The following is a 17,277-nucleotide window of genomic DNA, read 5'->3' on the forward strand; positions in this document are numbered from 1 at the left end:
GAAGAGGTGGGGTGGGGAACGCTTCAGTGGGCCGCGATCACGGGCCATCGGGACCGGACCGGGACGCCCGAACGGTGCAGCAGGTCCGCCGCCGCGCGCGCCGCGTCGGCCCGCAGTTCCGTCTCGTCGACGGTGACGCAGCGGTGGTCGCGGACCACGACCCGGCCGCCGACGAGGACGTCCCGTACGGAGCGGCCGTCGGCGGACCACACGAGCTGATGGGCGATGTCCCCGCGCGGTGTCCACTCGGGTCCCGCCGTCGTGTGGACGACGAGGTCCGCGTACTTGCCGGGTTCCAGCGAACCGATCCGGTCGGCCATCCCGATCGCCTCGGCGCCCCGGATCGTCGCCAGCTCCAGGGCCTCGGCGGCGCCGAACCGGGTGGGGTCGGCGCGCATGTCCTTCGCGAGTCCGGCGGCGAGCGCGGCGGCCTTCAGGATGTCGGAGGAGTCGCCCGCGTTCTGCGCGTCGGTGCCGAGCGCGAGCCGTCCGCCCCGCTCGAACAGCTCCGCGTGCCGCCCGGCGCGGGTCACCCCCTGCCCGAGCCGCAGATACGCCCAGGGGCAGTACGCGACGGCCGTGGAACTGGTCAGGAGCGCGTCGACCTCCGCGTCGTCGAGCCACACCGCGTGGGCGAGCAGCAGATGCGGGCCCAGTACCCCGAGGTCGGCGAGGTGCAGCACCGGCCGGCGGCCGGTCAGCTCCAGATAGTGCGCGGGGTCGGCCGCCGACGGCGACATATGCATGGTCATCGGGGCACCCGTGGCGCGTGCGAGGTCGGCCGCCCCGGCGAGCAGTTCGTCACTGGCCAGCCCGTGCCCGACGAGCGTGACCCAGCCCTCGACCCGGCCGCCCGCCGGATACGTCTCCACCAGTGCGCGCAGCCGGTCCAGCACCCGCGGCGCGGGGGCGGCGAACGGCGCCCCCGGCACGTCCCAGCCCCAGGTGCCGACCGTGCCGCGTATCCCGGCGGTGCGCAGGGCGTCCGCGACCCGGTGCGGATGGGCGACCGTGCCCGCCTCCACCACGGTCGTGACCCCGTTGCGCAGATTCTCCACGCAGGTCAGCAGCGCCGACAGTCCGTCGTCCGCGGTGGTGTGCGCGCGGTGCAGGGGGATCGCCCAGGAGTCCACCGACGCGCCGGGCGGCAGATCGTCGGGGATCCGGGCCCGGGCCAGCGGGTCGCCCGTGTGGTGCTGGTGGGCGTTGACCAGACCGGGGGTGACGACACAGCCGCCGGCGGACAGCTCGGGGGTGCCGGGCCAGCGCTCCCGCAGCGCGGAGGTCGCGCCGACCGCCAGGACACGTTCCCCGGCCACCGCGACCGCGCCGCCCGCGAGGATCTCGCGGCGGGCGTTCATCGTCACCACGTCGCCGCCCGTCACCAGCAGATCGGGGCGCTCCGGGGGCGGGCCGTGCGGCTCCTGTTCGCTCACCATGGCCACGGACACTAGGCCGCCCCGGGCCGCCGGACATCGTGGCCGGGAGCACAATCAACGCCCCCCGGTCCATGCCGGGAACACGATGCGGCGGCTCCCCGCTGCGACCAGCCTGACTCGCGTTCGTATCGCACGGCCAGGCAGCCGAGAGGGAGTGACCGCGATGTCCGCCGCGATGTCCGCCGGGGAACACAGCACCGGCCCGCAGCCCGGAGCCGAGCCCCGGCTCCGTCCGGGCTGGCTCAGCACGGACCCCTATCCGCAGCTCATCGGGGGCCGTGAGGCCACCGGCGGCACCCCCCTGCCGATCACCGACCCGTCCACCGGGGAGCGGCCCGCCCGCTATCTGGCCGCGACCGCCGAGGAGGTGGACGCCGCGATCGGCGCGGCCCGCGCCAGCTTCGACACCGGGGTGTGGCGGCGGATGCCGGGCCCCCGCAAGGCGGAGGTGCTGGAGGCCGCCGCGGCGGCGATCCGCGCCGACGCCGCGCGGTTCGCCGCGCTGGAGGCCCTGGACACCGGCAAGGCGGTGTCCGGCGCGCTCACCAACGACGTCTACGAGGCCGCGAACGCCTTCTCCTACGCGGCGGCCGTGGCCCGCACCGCGCACGGCGATGTCCGCCGGGCGACCTTCCCGCCGGAACTGCTGCCCGGCGGCGGGCCGCGTGTCCTCACCGTCCGTGAACCGGAGCCCGCCGGGGTCGTCGTCGAGCTGCTGCCGTGGAACGGGCCGCTGATGACCGGCAGCCAGCGCATCGCGTCCGCGCTCGCCGCGGGCTGCTCGATCGTGGCGAAGCCCCCGGCCGACGCGGTGATCACCCTGGTCGAGCTGGGCCGTCTGCTCACCGCCGCCGGACTGCCGCCCGGGGTGCTGAACATCGTCCTCGGCTCCGGCGCCACCGTCGGGGAACAGCTGATCACCGACCCCCGGGTCGATCTGATCAGCCTCACCGGGGGCACCGCGACCGGCCGCCATGTGATGGCCGCCGCCGCCCGCAACCTCACCCCCGTCCATCTGGAACTCGGCGGCAAGTCCCCGGTCGTGGTGTTCGCCGACGCCGATCTGGAACAGGCCGTCGGCTGGGCGATGATGGCCGCGTTCGTCAACATGGGCGAGGTCTGTGTCGCGGGCAGCCGGCTGCTGGTCGAGGAGTCGGTCTACGAGGACGTGGTGCGCTCGGTCGCCGCCGCGGCGGCGACGCTGCCGGTGGGGGACGCTCTCGACCCGAAGACGTTCATCGGCCCGCTGATCCACGAACGGCACGCGAACCGGGTACGGGGCTATGTGAGCCGCGCTCTCGGCGCCGGGGACGCCACCCTGGTCGGCACCCCGGAACTGCCCCCGGGACTGGGTCCGGCGTACGCCGCGCCGACCGTGCTCGGCGGGGTGCGGCGAGGCTGCGAGCTGGAACAGGAGGAGGTCTTCGGCCCGGTGCTCGCGGCGATGCCGTTCCGTACCGAGCGGGAGGCCGGTGAACTGGCCAACGGCACCGCCTACGGGCTCAACGGCACGGTGTTCACCGGGAACCTGGAGCGCGCGTTCCGCTTCGCGGACACCCTCGACTGCGGCGAGGTCAACGTCAACTGCCATTTCGCGCCCGATATGAACGGCGGCCGGGGCGAACCCCGTCGGGCCAGCGGTTTCTCCCGTACCGGGGTCGACGCGTACACCCGGATCAAGGCCGTGAACATCTCCGTGCACAGTGGCTGAATCCCCGCTTTGTGCTCCTGAACCAAAGACCCCCCTGGCCTGGCGTCCATACCTTCTGACCGTCAGACCATCAGTCCGGAACGAACCGGCCCACCGAACCACCGGAAGGAGTCGCCGACGATGGCGATCACCGGTATGAACCACGCGGTCCTCTATGTACGGGACGCCCGCAGGACCGCCGCCTTCTACCACGACGTCCTGGGCTTCGAGACGGTCATCGAGGGCCCGCCGGGCAGCTTCGTCTTCATGCGCGCCCCGGCCTCGGACAACCACCACGACATCGCGTTCTTCACCATCGGCGACAAGGCGAAGGCGTCCGAGGCGGGTTCCCGGACCGTGGGCATGTACCACATCGCCTGGGAGGTCCCCTCGCTGACGGCCCTCGCCCGGGCCCGCGACACCCTGGCCGCCGCCGGCGCGCTGAAGGGCGCCAGCGACCACGGCGCCAACAAGAGCCTGTACGCCACGGACCCCGACGGACTGGAGTTCGAGGTGATGTGGCTGGTCCCCGCCGAGCACTGGGGCGACGAGGCGCACCAGGCCATCGTCCGCCCGCTGGACATCGACGCGGAGATGCGCCGCTTCGCATCCGTCACGGGCGCGGTCTAGGACCTGACCCTGCCCCGTCCCGGTGCGCACCGGACACCGCGCCGACCCACCGGGCGGGCGTACCCACCACGAGGACCGGAGGCCGTCCCCATGGACCCGAAGCGCTTCGCCCCCGTCTCCCGCGCCACGGTCCCCGAGCAGATCAGGGACTCGCTCCTGGACGGCATCCGCGACGGCAGCCTGGCGCCCGGGTCCCGGCTCCCCGCGGAGCGCACGCTGTGCGAACAGTTCGGCGTGGCCCGCACCTCGGTACGCGAAGCGGTCCAGGGACTCGTCGTCCTCGGCTGTGTCACCAAGCGGGGCAACCGCTTCGTCGTCGCCGATTCCCTGCCCGACATGCCGCTGGGCGGCGAGGACCGGCGCAAACGCAACATCAGCGAACTGTTCGAGGTACGGCAGGTGATGGAGGTCGCCATCGCGCGGCTCGCCGCCACCCGCGCGGACCCGGCGGAACGCGCCCAGATCACCGCCCTCGCGGCGGAGTTCGGGCCGGGCATGCGGCTGGAGGACTTCCGGGACCTCGACCGCCGCTTCCATCTCGCCCTGGCCCGCGCCTGCGGCAACCCCACCCTGCACGAGCTGTACCGCAAGGCCCTGGACGCGGTGTTCGCCTCCGAGGACTTCTCCTCGCTGCTGGACGCCGAGGACAACGCCGGGGCCGTCCGCGAGGTCATCGCGGAAGCCTGCCTGGCCCATGTACGGATCGCCGCCGGGGTGGCGGGCGGGGACCCGCACACCGCCGCGCTCGCCGCGGCCGACCATCTGGGCGAGGTCGAGAAACACATGATCGCCCGCATGTTCTGACCCACGGGCCGCCCGCTGGCCGCCGGGGCCGGCTCCCCGGCTCTCGGCTCCCCGGACCGCGGGGCGCGGGCACCGGCACCGGCACCCGCACGACAGAGAGGACGGACCCGCCCATGAGTGACGACGAACGGCCGACCGAGGACGCGCAGCACGTCTGGGCCTTCGACGACGCCGAGTTCAAGGAGGTGCGGCCCGGCTTCCGGCGCCGCGTCTGGTCCAGCGACGACATGATGCTGACCTTCTGGCGGATCGAGGAGGGCCGCGGCCCCACCCCGTACGACAACCATCCGGACAACGAGCAGTGGGGCGTCGTCCTCAAGGGGAAGCTCGACTTCCGGATCGGTTCCGACGAGCGGCGGACGCTCGGCCCCGGCGACGTCTACTGGGCGCCCAAGGGCCACGACCACGGCGACAGCCTCTTCATCGGCGACCCCGAGCACGGCGAGACCTGGATCCTCGACATCTTCACCCCGCCCCGCGAGGAGTACCTCGGCGGCTGACCGCGCCGCCCACGCCTCACTCACCCGCGCACCACGCGCCACTTCACCCACGCGCCACCCGCCTACCCACCCACGCATCCTGGAGGACACCGTGCGCATCGGCAGCCTGCTGATCGGTTCGGAGAACGCCGAGCAGATGAAGTCCTGGTACCGCTCCGCCTTCTCGGTCACCGAGAACGACGGCGGCGCCTTCCCTCTCGGGGACGTCCAGCTCTTCATCGAGGAGCACAGCGAGGTCTCCGGGCCCAACGCGGACGCCGCCCGGGTGATCGTCAACCTCGACGTCGACGACTGCCGCGCCCTGGAGGCCCATCTGCTCACCCTCGGCGTCACCTGGGTGCGCAAGGTCGAGCAGATGCCCTTCGGACTGATCGGCACCCTCGCCGACCCCGACGGCAACTACGTCCAGATCATCCAGTGGGGCGCCGAACCGGGCACCCACCCCGGATGATCCGCCCGCCCCACCTTGAGGGCCCCCACAGCACCCCCCACTCCTAGCAGCTCCCGCAGCACCCTCGAACGGTCCGCGGACCCGCCACCGGGTCCGCGTGACACCGAATCCGCGTTGAGTCGTCTGGAGAAGTGCGATGCGAAGAAAAGTACTGAGAGCTGTCGCGGGCCTGGTCATCGCGCCGGGACTGCTGCTGACCGCCTGCGGTGAGACCCGGACGGACAGCCCGAAGGCCACCCCGGCCGCCGGCAAGAGCAGCGGGGGAGCGGCCACCACCACGCAGGCCGACGGCACACTGCCCGCGGGCGAGCCCGATGTGAACGGCGACGGCAAGGTCGTCATCGGGGTGATGAGCCCCGGTGACACCAAGGACAAGGGCTACTACCAGAGCTTCGTCGACGAGTCCCGGAAGTTCGCCGACGAGCACGACTGGAAGCTCACCATCGTCGACAAGATCAACCCCGCCACCGCCGTCCAGCAGGCCCGCAACCTGTGCCTCCAGCGGGTCGACCTGATCGCCATCGGCGCCAGCGAGCTCAAGGACGCGCTGTCCGCGTCCACCGAACCGCAGTGCAAGGGCGTCGCCTGGTACATCAGCGGCGGCCAGGGCGTGAAGCAGACCCCGGCGTTCACCCAGTCCCTCGACTTCATCAACGAGAGCCTGTACGCCGCCGGTTACGCCGCCGGACTCATCCTCAAGGAGAACGGCGGCAAGAAGGCCGGCTACATCACCGGGCCCGACCTCGACTTCGCGCGAGCCGTCGCGAAGGCGTACAAGGCCGGTATCAGGTCCGTCGTCCCCGACGCCGAACTCGTCGAGAACTACACCGGCGACTTCAACGACTCCGGCAAGGCCAACGAGGCCGCCAACGCCCAGCTCTCCCAGGGCGTCAAGGTCATCTACCCCTACCTCGGCGGCGCCACCGACTCCGTCACCCGGATCGCCAACAAGAAGGGCGTCCCCGCCCTCACCCCCGGCACCGACCGCTGCACCCCCGAACCGGGCGGTGTGAAGTACGCGGTGTCCGTGGTCTTCAGCCCCGGCGCCTACTTCGCCGGAGCGCTCAAGGACTTCAAGGAGGGCACCCTGCGGATGGGCGTCGCCCGTGAGTGGCACCTGGGCAAGGACCCCGTCCCCACCGTCAAGCTCTGTGAGCCGAAGGGTGACCAGGAGGCCAAGCTGGCGAAGCTCATCGAGGACATCGGCAGCGGAAGGCTGAACGTCGATGACGCCGTCGCGGGCAAGCGGTAGCGCGACCGCGCCGGTCATGGCCGCGGACGTGCCCGTGCTCCAGATGCTCGGCATCTCCAAGCACTTCGGGTCCGTCCGCGCCTGCGGCGAGGTCGATCTGAGCGTGGCCGCCGGGGAGATCCACGGTCTCCTCGGTGAGAACGGCGCGGGCAAGAGCACCCTGATGAAGATCCTGCTGGGCCTGGTCGTCCCGGACTCCGGACGGGTCCTGCTGCGCGGCCGGGACGAGGACATCACCGACCCGCTCACCGCCGCCGCCCGCGGTATCGCCATGGTCCACCAGCACTTCAGCCTCGTCGGCCCCCTCACCATCTGGGAGAACATCGCCCTCGGTGACCGGGGCCGGGTGGACCGCGACCGGGTACGCGCGGCGGTCCGCGAGGTCGGGGAGCGCTACGGACTGGCCGTCGACCCCGACGCCCGGGTGGAGGACCTGTCCACCGGGGAACGCCAGCGGGTGGAGATCGTCAAGTGCCTGCGCCGGGACCCTGATGTGCTGGTCCTCGACGAGCCGACCTCGGTACTCACCCTGGAGGAGTCACGGGACCTGTTCACCGTGCTGCGCCGGGCGGCGGCCGACCAGGGCAAGGCGGTGATCCTCATCAGCCACAAGCTGGACGAGATCGTCCACGCCACCGACCGGGTCACCATCATGCGCCAGGGCCGCGTCGTGGCCCGGCGCACCACCGCCGGGACCGACGAACGCTCCCTCGCCCGCGAGATGGTGGGCCGGGAACTGTCCAAGTGGACGGCGGCCACCGCCGTCGGCGCGCTGGACGCCCTCATCGAACCCGGCCGCACCGAACCGGCCGGAGGCTCACCCGTCGAGGTCCGCGAGGAACCGGACACCGAGGCCCCGGCGGCCACCCCGGCCGCCACCCCGGCGGCCTTGCCCGCTACTTCGGCCACCCCGGCCGCCACCCCTGGGACCGCTCCGACCGCCGCGTCGGGGGAGTCCGGCACGGCGGACACGGCGTCCGGCGGGGCGGGGGAGTCCGGCTCGGGCGACGGGCCGGGGGTGAGCCGTACCGGAGCCGCGTACGGCTCACCCCTGCCCGCCGTCCCCGCGCCCCGGCGGGCGGACGCCGACCCGGGGCCCGGATCGGCCGGCCCACCGCACCCCGCCGCCACGGGTGTGCTCCTGCGGGTCCGCGACGCCCACGCGGTCGGCCCCGAACGGATACCGCTGCTGCGCGGACTCTCCCTCGAACTGCGGGCCGGGGAGATCCTCGGCATCGCCGGGGTCGAGGGCAACGGACAGGCAGCCGTCGGTGAGCTGTTCTCCAGTCTGCTGCCGCTCACCTCCGGCAGCGTCGAGGTCGACGGCACCACCGTGCCCGCGGGCCGCCCCGGCGCCATGCACGACGCCGGGATCGGCGTCATCCCCGAGGACCGGCACGCCTCCGGATGCGTCCTCGACATGAGCGTCGCCGAGAACCTCGTACTGGCCGACCTGCGGACCGTGACCCGGCGCGGACTGCTCAGCAGACGCCGACTCGTCGCCCGGGCCCGCGAACTCATCGAGCGGTTCGAGATCGCCACTCCGTCGCCCGACACCCCGATGCGGCTGCTGTCCGGCGGCAATCAGCAGAAGGTCGTCCTCGCCCGGGAACTCTCCGCCCGGCCCCGGGTGCTCGTCGCGGCCCAGCCCACCCGCGGGCTCGACATCGGGGCCATCGAGTACATGACCGAGCGGCTGCACGAGGCGGCCCGCGGCGGTATCGCGATCCTGCTGCTGTCCACCGAGCTCAGCGAGATCCTCACCCTCTCCCACCGGATCGCGGTCATCCACCGCGGCACGGTCGTCGGCGGGATGGACCGCGCCGACGTCGACATCGAACGCCTCGGCCTGATGATGGGAGGCCAGACCGCATGACCGGACTCCTCCAGGCGCCCCGCGCGAACAGCGCGGCGGGCGCGCCCGGACCACCCGCGCCCCCACCGCGCCCACCGCTCACGGAGCGGCTGCGCACCCCCGCGCTGTACGTCCTCTCCCTCTCCGCCGCCTTCGGGATCGCCGCGATCCTCGTCGCCGTCGTCGGCAAGTCCCCCAAGGACGCCGCCGTCGCGATGTTCGACGGCAGCCTCGGCAGCGGCGCGGCCCTCGGCCAGAGCGTCGACCAGGCCGCCCCGCTGCTGCTCGTCGCCGTCGGCTCCGTCATCGCCGCCCGCGCCGGGATCTTCAACATCGGCCAGGAGGGACAGGTCGTCATCGGCGCCGCGCTCGGCGCGGGCGTCGGGCTCTTCATGCCCGGCCCCGGCTGGTTCGTCCTGCCGATGATCCTGCTGTGCGCCGCGCTCGGCGGCGCCCTGTGGGCCGGCGTCGCCGCCCTCCTCCACTACTGGCGCGGGGTCGACGTCGTCATCAGCACCCTGCTGCTGATCTTCGTCGCCAACCAGGTCGTGTCGTTCGCCGTCAACCGGGACTATCTGCTGCGGGAGACCGCCGTCCCCGGCCAGACCACCACCTCCCAGTCCGACATGCTCCGGGAATCGGTGTGGCTGCCGCGCTTCGGCGAGTTCCCCGGCTTCAACATCGGTGCCGGGATCTTCCTCGCCGTCGTCCTCGCGGTCGCCGTGTACTTCGCGCTGACCCGCACCCGCTGGGGCTTCCGGATCCGGCTCCTCGGACTCAACGCCCGCACCGCCCACCGCGCCGGGGTCGGCGCCGTCGTCGTCGGCGGCGGCGCGCTCCTCGCCTCCGGCGCCTTCGCCGGGGCCGCGGGCGGGGTGATGCTCACCGGCAGCGGCTACCGCATGCAGGACGGCTTCGCCGGGAACGTCGGCTTCGACGGACTCCTCGTCGCCCTCGTCGCCAAGGACAACCCGCTGCACGCCGTCCCCGTCGCCTTCTTCTTCGGGGCGCTGCGCGCCGGCGGCGGCTTCCTCGCCGCGACCGGCATCCCCCGCTACATCGTCGCCGTCGTCACCGCGCTGCTCGTCCTCGCCGTCGTCTTCCCGACGGCCGTCGCGGAGATCCGGCGGCGTGTCCCGGCCCGCACCAAGGAAGCCTGAGAGGAGGCACCATGATCGACGAGTCCTCCGTGGTCCTCGCCAGCGCCGTACGGCTCACCGTGCCCCTGGCCTTCGCCGCCTGCGGCGAGTACATCGCCGAACGCGCCGGAACCATCAACATCTCCGTCGAGGCCATGATGCTCGGCGGCGCCTTCAGCGCCGTCCTCGGCGCCACCGTCACCGGCTCCGCCGCCACCGGACTGCTGTTCGGGATGGCCGCCGGACTGCTCGTCGGCTTCGTGCACGCCCAGTTCAGCCACCGGCTCGGCGTCAACACCTACGTCGTCGGCCTGGTGCTGAGCGCGCTGGTGCTCGGTCTGACGAGCTTCCTCCTCGACTCCGTCGACCTCGACAAGAACCAGCAGGTCGGAGCCGTCGACATCCCCTTCCTCTCCGACCTCCCGCTGCTCGGACCCGTCCTGTTCAGCCATCGCTGGCCCGTGTATCTGCTGGTCGCCCTGGTCCCGTTCGTCTGGTGGCTGGTGCAGCGCAGCCGCTTCGGCCTGGAACTGCGGGCCGCCGGGGAGAACCCCCGGTCGGCCGACGTCACCGGTATCGACGTCCGCAAGCGCCGCCGCCAGGCCCTGCTCATCTGCGGGCTGCTCTCCGGACTCGGCGGCGCCTACCTCGCCGTCGGGGAGGTGGGCATGTTCAACCAGAACATGACCGCGGGCCGCGGCTTCGTCGTCATCGCCGCCGTCATCTTCGGCGGCTGGACGCTGCGGGGCACCCTCACCGGCTGTCTCGTCTTCGGCGCCGCCGACGCCATGCGGCTCGCGCTGCCCGCGCTCGGCCTCCAGCTCAACGCCCAACTCCTGATCGCCGCACCCTATGTGCTCGCCCTGCTCGCCATGATGTTCTTCGCCAAGAGCCACCGGGCCCCCGGCGCGCTCGGCCGGCCGTTCGTCCGGGGGACCGTGTGAAAGCCGTGATGCACACCCGCCACGGCGGACCTCAGACCCTTGAGCTCCGCACCCTGCCCGACCCCGAACCCGCCCCGGGCGAGGTGCTCGTCGCCGTCCGCGCCGCCGGGGTCAACCGCCTCGACCTGATCCAGCGGCGCGGCCCCGGCGTCCTGCCCGGCTTCCGGCTGCCGCACATCCCCGGCATGGACGTCTCCGGCGACATCGTCGCCCTCGGCCCCGGCACCACCGGCCGCGCCGTCGGGGACCGCGTCGTCGTCAACCCGACCATCGCCTGCGGCGACTGCGGTGACTGCGCCGCAGGGAACGACGCCTACTGCGGCCGGGTCCGGATCATCGGCGGCAACCGCCCCGGCGGCTACGCGGAACTCGTCGCCGTACCCGCCACCCACACCCATCTCCTGCCGCCCGGCACCGGTCATGTCGCCGCCGCCTCGCTGCCCACCGCGTACGGCATGGCCTGGCAGGCGCTCGTCGTCCGCGGTGAACTGCGCGCGGGCGAGAGCGTCCTGGTCCACGGCGGCGGCAGCGGGGTGAGCATGGCCGCCGTCCATATCGCCCGCCGGATCGGCGCCCGGGTCCTCGTCACCTCCGGCTCCGACACCAAGCTCGACCATATGCGGGACGTCGGCGCCCATGTCGTCATCAACAACCGCACCGAGGACATCGCCGCTCGCGCCCACGAGGCCACCGGGGGCGCCGGGGTCGACCTCGTCCTCGACCACATCGGGCCCGCCCTCTTCCAGCCCTCCCTGCACGCCCTGCGGCTGCGCGGACGCCTCGTGTTCTGCGGCGACACCACCGGCAGCACCGCGGAGTTCGACCTGCCGCACGCCTTCCACCGGGGCATCACCCTGCTCGGCGCCGGATCGTGCGGGTACGCCGACTTCGGCGCGATGATCGACTTCTGCTTCGGGGACGGCGGCGGGGTCGAGGGCGACCTCGAACCCGTCGTCGACACCCTGCTCCCGCTCGCCGGGGCCGCCGCCGCGCACCACCGCCTGGAGAGCGGCGCCACCATGGGCAAGGTCGTCCTCGTCCCCGGCGACACCCATCCCGGCCCGGCCGCCCGCACCACCCGCGCCGCCCCCCGCCCCGCGCCCGTCCCGCACGGCCGCCCGTCCGCTACCCGCTCCACCGCGACGGCCGTGGAAGTGGCCACCGTCCCGTGACCGCGTTCGAGATCGTCCTCGTGCTGGCCGCCGGACTGGCGGCCGGCACGCTCAACACCGTCGTCGGCTCCGGGTCCCTGCTCACCTTCCCCGTACTGGTCGCCCTCGGCCACCCGCCCGTCGTCGCGAACGTCTCCAACACCATCGGCCTGGCCCCCGGTTCCCTCAGCGCCGTCTACGGCTGCCGCCGCGAACTCGCCGCCCAGCGGCACCGGTTGCTGCCGCTCGGCGCCGCCGCGGTCCTCGGCGGACTCACCGGCGCCCTGCTGCTCCTCGCCCTGCCCGCCGACACCTTCGGCGCCGTCGTCCCCGCACTGGTGCTGCTCGCCGCACTGCTGATGGCCCTTCAGCCCCGGCTCACCCGCCTCGTCGCCGCCCGCCTGGCGCGGCACGCCCACGCCCCCGGGACGCTCGCCACCCGGCCCCCGCGCACCACGGGACGCGCCCTGCCCGCCGCCGTCCTCGCCGTCAGCGTGTACGGCGGCTACTTCGGCGCCGCCCAGGGCGTACTGCTGCTCGCCGCGCTCGCGATCGCGCTGGACGACGACCTGCGGCAGCTCAACGGCCTCAAGAACCTCCTCCAGGCACTGGTCAACCTGATCGCCGCGGTGCTGTTCGCACTCACCGCGGACGTGGCCTGGCTGCCGGTGGCGCTGATCGCCGCCGGTTCCGTCCCCGGCGCGCTCCTCGGCGCCGCGCTCGGCCGCCGGGTGAGCCCCGCCGTGCTGCGCGCGGTGGTCGTCACGGTCGGGACGGTGGCGGGGGTGACGCTGCTCATGCGGTGAACGGACCGGGCCCGGGGCCGGACCCCGTGCCCCCACGCACGACGGACGAACGACGACGAAAGGCTGGGAACATGCTGCGCTGGCTGACTGCGGGGGAGTCCCACGGACCCGCGCTGACCGCGGTACTGGAAGGGATGCCCGCGGGAGTGGGCATCACGACGGACGACCTCGCGGACGCGCTCGCCCGACGCCGTCTCGGCAAGGGCCGCGGCGCGCGGATGCGCCTGGAACGCGACCAGGTCGAGATCAACGGAGGCGTCCGGCACGGACGGACGATGGGCGGCCCCGTCGCCGTGCGCGTCGCCAACACCGAGTGGTCCAAGTGGTCGGAGGTGATGTCCCCGGACCCCGCGGACGCCGACGGCCGCCGCTACGACGAACCGGGCCGGTTCCCCGACCGGGGCCGCTCCGCCCCGCTGACCCGCCCCCGGCCCGGCCACGCCGACCTCGCCGGGATGCAGAAGTACGGCTTCGACGACATCCGTCCGGTGCTGGAACGGGCCAGCGCCCGAGAGACCGCCGCCCGGGTCGTGCTCGGCGAGGTGGCCCGCGCGTTCCTCACCCAGGTCCTCGACGCGGAGGTCCTGAGCCACGTGGTCCGGATCGGTTCGGTGGCCCTCCCGGACGGACTGGTCCCGGTCCGGGGCGCCCGCGACGCCGTTGACGCCGATCCGGTGCGCTGCCTCGACCCGGCGACCTCGGCCGCGATGGACGCGGAGATCGACGCCGCCCACAAGGACGCCGACACCCTCGGCGGTGTTGTCGAGGTCGTCGTCCACGGGCTGCCGCCGGGCCTCGGCAGCCATGTCCACTGGGACCGCCGGCTGGACTCCCGGCTCGCCGCCGCCCTGATGGGCATCCAGGCCATCAAGGGCGTCGAGGTGGGCGACGGCTTCACCACGGCGTCCCGCCGGGGTTCGCTCGCGCACGACGAGATCGAGGGCGTGGCCGGCGGCGACCCGGGGCGGCTCGCGGTCCGCCGGATCACCGAACGGACCGGCGGGATCGAGGGCGGCATGACCACGGGCGAGACGCTGCGGGTGCGCGCCGCGATGAAGCCCATCTCGACCCTGTCCCGACCGTTGTCCACGGTGGACGTGAGCACGGGGGACCCCGCCAAGGCGATCGCCCAGCGCAGCGACGTGTGCGCCGTCCCCGCGACCGGCGTGGTCGCCGAGGCCATGGTGGCACTGGTCCTCGCGGACGCGGTCCTGGAGAAGTTCGGCGGCGACAGCGTCACGGAGACCCGCAGAAACGTCGAGTCCTACCTGACCGAGGCAAAGGTGACAACAGCCCCTTGACCGAACCCACCAGGACCCGGCGGGGTGCCCCGAAGGGACGCACCCAACAGCGGCACCCGCCGGAACAGGCCCCGTCTGGACAAGCCCAGGCGGGGTGCCCCGACAGGGGCGCGGGGAACTGCGCGAATCCCCGTACAGCCGTGGAGGTCCCGTCCGACGCCCAGGATCGCCCCGAAGGGGCGCACCCGACAGCGGCACCCGCCGGAAGGCACACGGACCGGACAAGCCCGGGCGGGGTGCCCCAAAGGGGCGCGGGGAACTGCGCGAATCCCCGTACAGCCGTGGAGGTCCCGTCCGACGCCCAGAATCGCCCCGAAGGGGCGCACCCGAGAGTGGCACCTGCCGGAAGGCTCACGGACCGGACAGGCTCAGGCAGGGTGCCCCGACAGGGGCGCGGGGAACTGCGCGAATCCCCGTACAGACGTGGAGGTCCCGTCCGACGCCCAGGATCGCCCCGAAGGGGCGCACCCGACAACGGCACCCGCCGGAACACGCACCCGACACCCGGACCCACCGGAACACGCACCCGAGACCCGGACCCACCGGAACACGCACCCCACGACCGGACCCACCGGAACCGGCCCCGCGCGGAACGGGTCAGGGGGAACCGAGGACCCCCACGCCGCCGCCCGAGGCCACCGCCCGCGCCACATCGATCCCCGCCCAAGCCATCGCGAGCCCCCCTTCCACCACAGCCCGATCCGCCGCCGCCCCCGCGGCCACCGCCGCGAACCCCGCCTGGTGCAGCCCCACCGTCCCGGACCCGATGGACACCAGCGGCTGGATCGCGGGCACGGCGAGCGACACGTTCGCCATGTCCGTGGACCCGGCCTGCCGGTCGTCCTCCGCGGTGACCGGCGGGAAGACCCGCCCCAGGGCCACCGCGTTGCGCTCGTACGCACGAAGGAGAACAGGATCATGACGGAAGTGCGCGTACGTGGGGGAGTCGGACCCGATCGTCAACCGGGTCCCCGTCGCCACCGCGCCCGCCTCGAAGCACGCCCGCACCCGCCGCTCCAGCGCGCCGACCCCGTCCAGCGTCGCGGCCCGTACATAGAACGCGGCCTCCGTCAGCTCGGGGATCACATTGGGCACCTGCCCCCCGGTCGTGACGATCCCGTGCACCCGCTGGTCGGGCGTCATGTGCTGGCGCAGCAGCCCGATCGCGACCTGTGCCACGGTCAGCGCGTCCGCCGCGTTGAGCCCGTCCTCGGGACACGCGGACGCGTGGGCCGCCCGCCCCTCGTAGCGCACCCCGAGCTGCGCCCGCGCCAGGCACACCGGATCGAGCCGCTCCCGGGGCGCGGGGTGGACCATCATCGCCGCGTGGACGCCCGTGAAGGCGCCCCGCTCCAGCATCAGGACCTTGCCGCCGCCGTTCTCCTCGGCGGGGGTACCGAACACCCGTACCGTCAACCCGATCTCGTCGGCGACCGCCCCGAGCGCGAGGGCGGCGGCCACCGCGGCGGAGGCGATCACGTTGTGCCCGCAGGCGTGCCCGAGGCCCGGCAGCGCGTCGTACTCGGCGCAGATCCCGATCACCAGCGGACCGCTCCCGCGCTCGGCGACGAACGCGGTCGGCAGCTCGCAGACACCCGCCGTGACCGTGAACCCGTGCGCGGTGAGGACGTCCCCCAGCCAGCCGCACGCCCGCTCCTCCTCGAAGCCCAGCTCGGGGTGCGCGTGGAGCCGGTGGCTCAGCGCGACCAGCTCGTCCGTCGCGCGGTCGACGGCGGCCCGCGCGGCGGACTTGACCCGTGCCGTGTCGGCGGAATCACCGGGTATCCCATGGTTCGTCAGCATTCGCGCATCGTGCCACGGGTGGCCGGAACCATGCGATACCCGGGACGGGACGACTTCCGCCGGACAGCCCCGCGTCAGCGGCGCTCCGGTGGACGTACCCGGGCCGGGCGTTCGCGCGATTGGAGAGGTGGAGGGGGTAGAGCGGACGATCGCAACGAGATACGTTCCCGGTACCGATATGGCCGATGCGGGGATTTCACCGTATGGGGCCTATGGGGGACATCCTGGACCGTGGGCGTCATCCATGGACAGGGACACCGTGTCGAGCGGCCGGACGATCCGTCGTCCGAACAGTGTGGAGCGACATGAACCAGACAATCGGGAGACCGGTCCGCCCCGCCCGCACCCCCGGCGGGGCCGAGGTGTTCGAACGCCGGCTCAACACCCTCGCCCTGTCCGGCGACGGCTGGTCCGCGGTCCTGCGGGCGATCGCCCAGCACACCGGGCGTCCCGTCCGGCTGATCGGGGTGCACGGCGGGGTGCTCGCCGCCACCGACGACGGCGCCACCGCGATGACCCCGGTGGGTGTCGCCCGGGTCTTCGCCGAGGACGGGGTGGTCCCCGTCACCTGCGAGACCGGCTGGCACGCCAGCGCGCGAGCGGTCCGCGCGGGTGAGCGCCGGGTGGGCGTCCTGCTGCTGGGCGGCGCCCGGTCCCCCGCCGACCCGGACGACGAGGTGGTCCTGCGTGCGGCCTCGACCGCCGTGGCCATCGAGGCGATACGCCGTGACGCGGTCGCCGCCGCCACCACCGAGACCGGCGGACGGCTCATCGACGAGCTGCGCTACGGCGCGCTGCGCAACCACACCGAGGTCGTACGCACCGCCGCCCGCTTCGGTCTGCGGCTGGACCAGCCCCACGCGGCGGTCGTCTTCGCGTACGCGGGCCCCAATCAGCGGACCTGGTCCACGGCCCTGTCGTGGCTGGAGATGCCGGTCCGTCAGGAGGGCCGGTTCGGCCTCGCGGTGCTCGCCGGGCACATGGACCGGGAGATCACCCGGATCAGGGTCCGCCTCCAGGGCATGGTCGGCGAGTTCCCGGTGCTGGCGGCGGCGGGCCCGGTCGTCTCGGACGTCCGTGAGACGGCCCGTTCCTTCCGGGACGCCGAGACCGTCCTCGGACTGCTGCGCCGCCGGCCGGGGGAGGTGGAGCTGCGGTTCGCCTCGCTGGGGCTCGCCCAACTGCTGTTCGGGGTCTCGCCGGAGCGCCTCCAGGCGTTCGTGGAACAGCATCTGGGCCCGATCCTGGAGCGCGAGGAATGGGTGCACACCCTCAGCGCCTGGCTCGCGACCAAGGGCAGCCGCGCCGCCGTCGCGGAACTGCTGCATCTGCACCGCAACTCCGTCGGCTACCGGGTGGGCCAGATCCGTGAACTCCTCGACGCCGATCCCCTGGACCCCGAGGTCACGCTGCGCCTCCAGGCCGCGCTGACCGCCCGTGAACTGCTGTCCGTCCTGCGCGAGGACGGCACCCGGCGCCCGGTGTGAACCCGTGCGCCGCCGCACCGGACGC

Annotated in this window: 15 protein-coding genes; 13 read left to right on the forward strand and 2 right to left on the reverse strand. The window is 73.4% G+C overall.

Going from position 1 to position 17,277, the window contains the following annotated elements; all coding sequences use genetic code 11:
• Nucleotides 1–23: 23 nt before the first annotated feature.
• Nucleotides 24–1,439: an amidohydrolase family protein gene (locus OG711_RS34955; protein ID WP_329562646.1), complete on the reverse strand. Its 1,416-nt coding sequence runs from the start codon at nucleotides 1,437–1,439 to the stop codon at nucleotides 24–26.
• A gap of 163 nt (nucleotides 1,440–1,602) precedes the next feature.
• Between OG711_RS34955 and OG711_RS34960 the strand changes: the two genes are divergently transcribed.
• The 12 genes from OG711_RS34960 (at nucleotide 1,603) to aroC (ending at nucleotide 13,962) form a co-directional block, all read left to right on the forward strand.
• Nucleotides 1,603–3,150 carry an aldehyde dehydrogenase family protein gene (locus OG711_RS34960; RefSeq protein ID WP_178391040.1) on the forward strand — a complete coding sequence of 516 codons (1,548 nt, stop codon included), beginning with the start codon at nucleotides 1,603–1,605 and terminating at the stop codon, nucleotides 3,148–3,150.
• 120 nt (nucleotides 3,151–3,270) lie between these two features.
• Entirely contained in the window at nucleotides 3,271–3,759 is a 489-nt protein-coding gene (locus OG711_RS34965; RefSeq protein ID WP_073789029.1) for a VOC family protein, read from the forward strand.
• Nucleotides 3,760–3,849: 90 nt separating this feature from the next.
• Nucleotides 3,850–4,563: a FadR/GntR family transcriptional regulator gene (locus OG711_RS34970; protein ID WP_073789026.1), complete on the forward strand. Its 714-nt coding sequence runs from the start codon at nucleotides 3,850–3,852 to the stop codon at nucleotides 4,561–4,563.
• Between the two features lie 113 nt (nucleotides 4,564–4,676).
• On the forward strand, nucleotides 4,677–5,063 hold the full coding sequence (locus tag OG711_RS34975) for a cupin domain-containing protein (RefSeq protein ID WP_329562650.1): 387 nt from the start codon (nucleotides 4,677–4,679) through the stop codon (nucleotides 5,061–5,063).
• Nucleotides 5,064–5,154: 91 nt separating this feature from the next.
• A complete protein-coding gene (locus OG711_RS34980; RefSeq protein WP_079184683.1) occupies nucleotides 5,155–5,514 on the forward strand; it encodes a VOC family protein in 360 nt (119 codons plus the stop codon).
• 136 nt (nucleotides 5,515–5,650) lie between these two features.
• Entirely contained in the window at nucleotides 5,651–6,766 is a 1,116-nt protein-coding gene (locus OG711_RS34985; protein ID WP_329562652.1) for a BMP family ABC transporter substrate-binding protein, read from the forward strand.
• Between the two features lie 16 nt (nucleotides 6,767–6,782).
• Nucleotides 6,783–8,642 carry an ABC transporter ATP-binding protein gene (locus OG711_RS34990; RefSeq protein ID WP_329562654.1) on the forward strand — a complete coding sequence of 620 codons (1,860 nt, stop codon included), beginning with the start codon at nucleotides 6,783–6,785 and terminating at the stop codon, nucleotides 8,640–8,642.
• Nucleotides 8,639–9,781: an ABC transporter permease gene (locus tag OG711_RS34995; protein WP_266512119.1), complete on the forward strand. Its 1,143-nt coding sequence runs from the start codon at nucleotides 8,639–8,641 to the stop codon at nucleotides 9,779–9,781. Before OG711_RS34990 ends, OG711_RS34995 begins: the two co-directional genes overlap by 4 nt.
• Nucleotides 9,782–9,792: 11 nt before the next feature.
• On the forward strand, nucleotides 9,793–10,704 hold the full coding sequence (locus tag OG711_RS35000; protein ID WP_073789014.1) for an ABC transporter permease: 912 nt from the start codon (nucleotides 9,793–9,795) through the stop codon (nucleotides 10,702–10,704).
• Nucleotides 10,705–10,712: 8 nt separating this feature from the next.
• The gene (locus tag OG711_RS35005; RefSeq protein ID WP_266517875.1) at nucleotides 10,713–11,876 is read left to right on the forward strand and encodes a zinc-binding dehydrogenase; all 1,164 of its coding nucleotides are present in this window, start codon (nucleotides 10,713–10,715) and stop codon (nucleotides 11,874–11,876) included.
• Complete coding sequence (locus tag OG711_RS35010; protein WP_329562657.1) at nucleotides 11,873–12,661, forward strand: sulfite exporter TauE/SafE family protein; 789 nt, start codon at nucleotides 11,873–11,875, stop codon at nucleotides 12,659–12,661. Before OG711_RS35005 ends, OG711_RS35010 begins: the two co-directional genes overlap by 4 nt.
• A gap of 71 nt (nucleotides 12,662–12,732) precedes the next feature.
• Entirely contained in the window at nucleotides 12,733–13,962 is a 1,230-nt protein-coding gene (aroC, locus tag OG711_RS35015) for a chorismate synthase (RefSeq protein ID WP_329562659.1), read from the forward strand.
• 597 nt (nucleotides 13,963–14,559) lie between these two features.
• Here aroC and OG711_RS35020 read toward each other — a convergent pair.
• A complete protein-coding gene (locus OG711_RS35020) occupies nucleotides 14,560–15,765 on the reverse strand; it encodes an amidohydrolase (RefSeq protein WP_329562661.1) in 1,206 nt (401 codons plus the stop codon).
• 305 nt (nucleotides 15,766–16,070) lie between these two features.
• Here OG711_RS35020 and OG711_RS35025 point away from each other — a divergent pair, with 305 nt between their 5' ends.
• On the forward strand, nucleotides 16,071–17,252 hold the full coding sequence (locus tag OG711_RS35025) for a PucR family transcriptional regulator (RefSeq protein ID WP_329562663.1): 1,182 nt from the start codon (nucleotides 16,071–16,073) through the stop codon (nucleotides 17,250–17,252).
• Nucleotides 17,253–17,277 lie beyond the last annotated feature (25 nt).

It is taken from the genome of Streptomyces uncialis (assembly GCF_036250755.1).
Lineage (GTDB): Bacteria > Actinomycetota > Actinomycetes > Streptomycetales > Streptomycetaceae > Streptomyces > Streptomyces uncialis.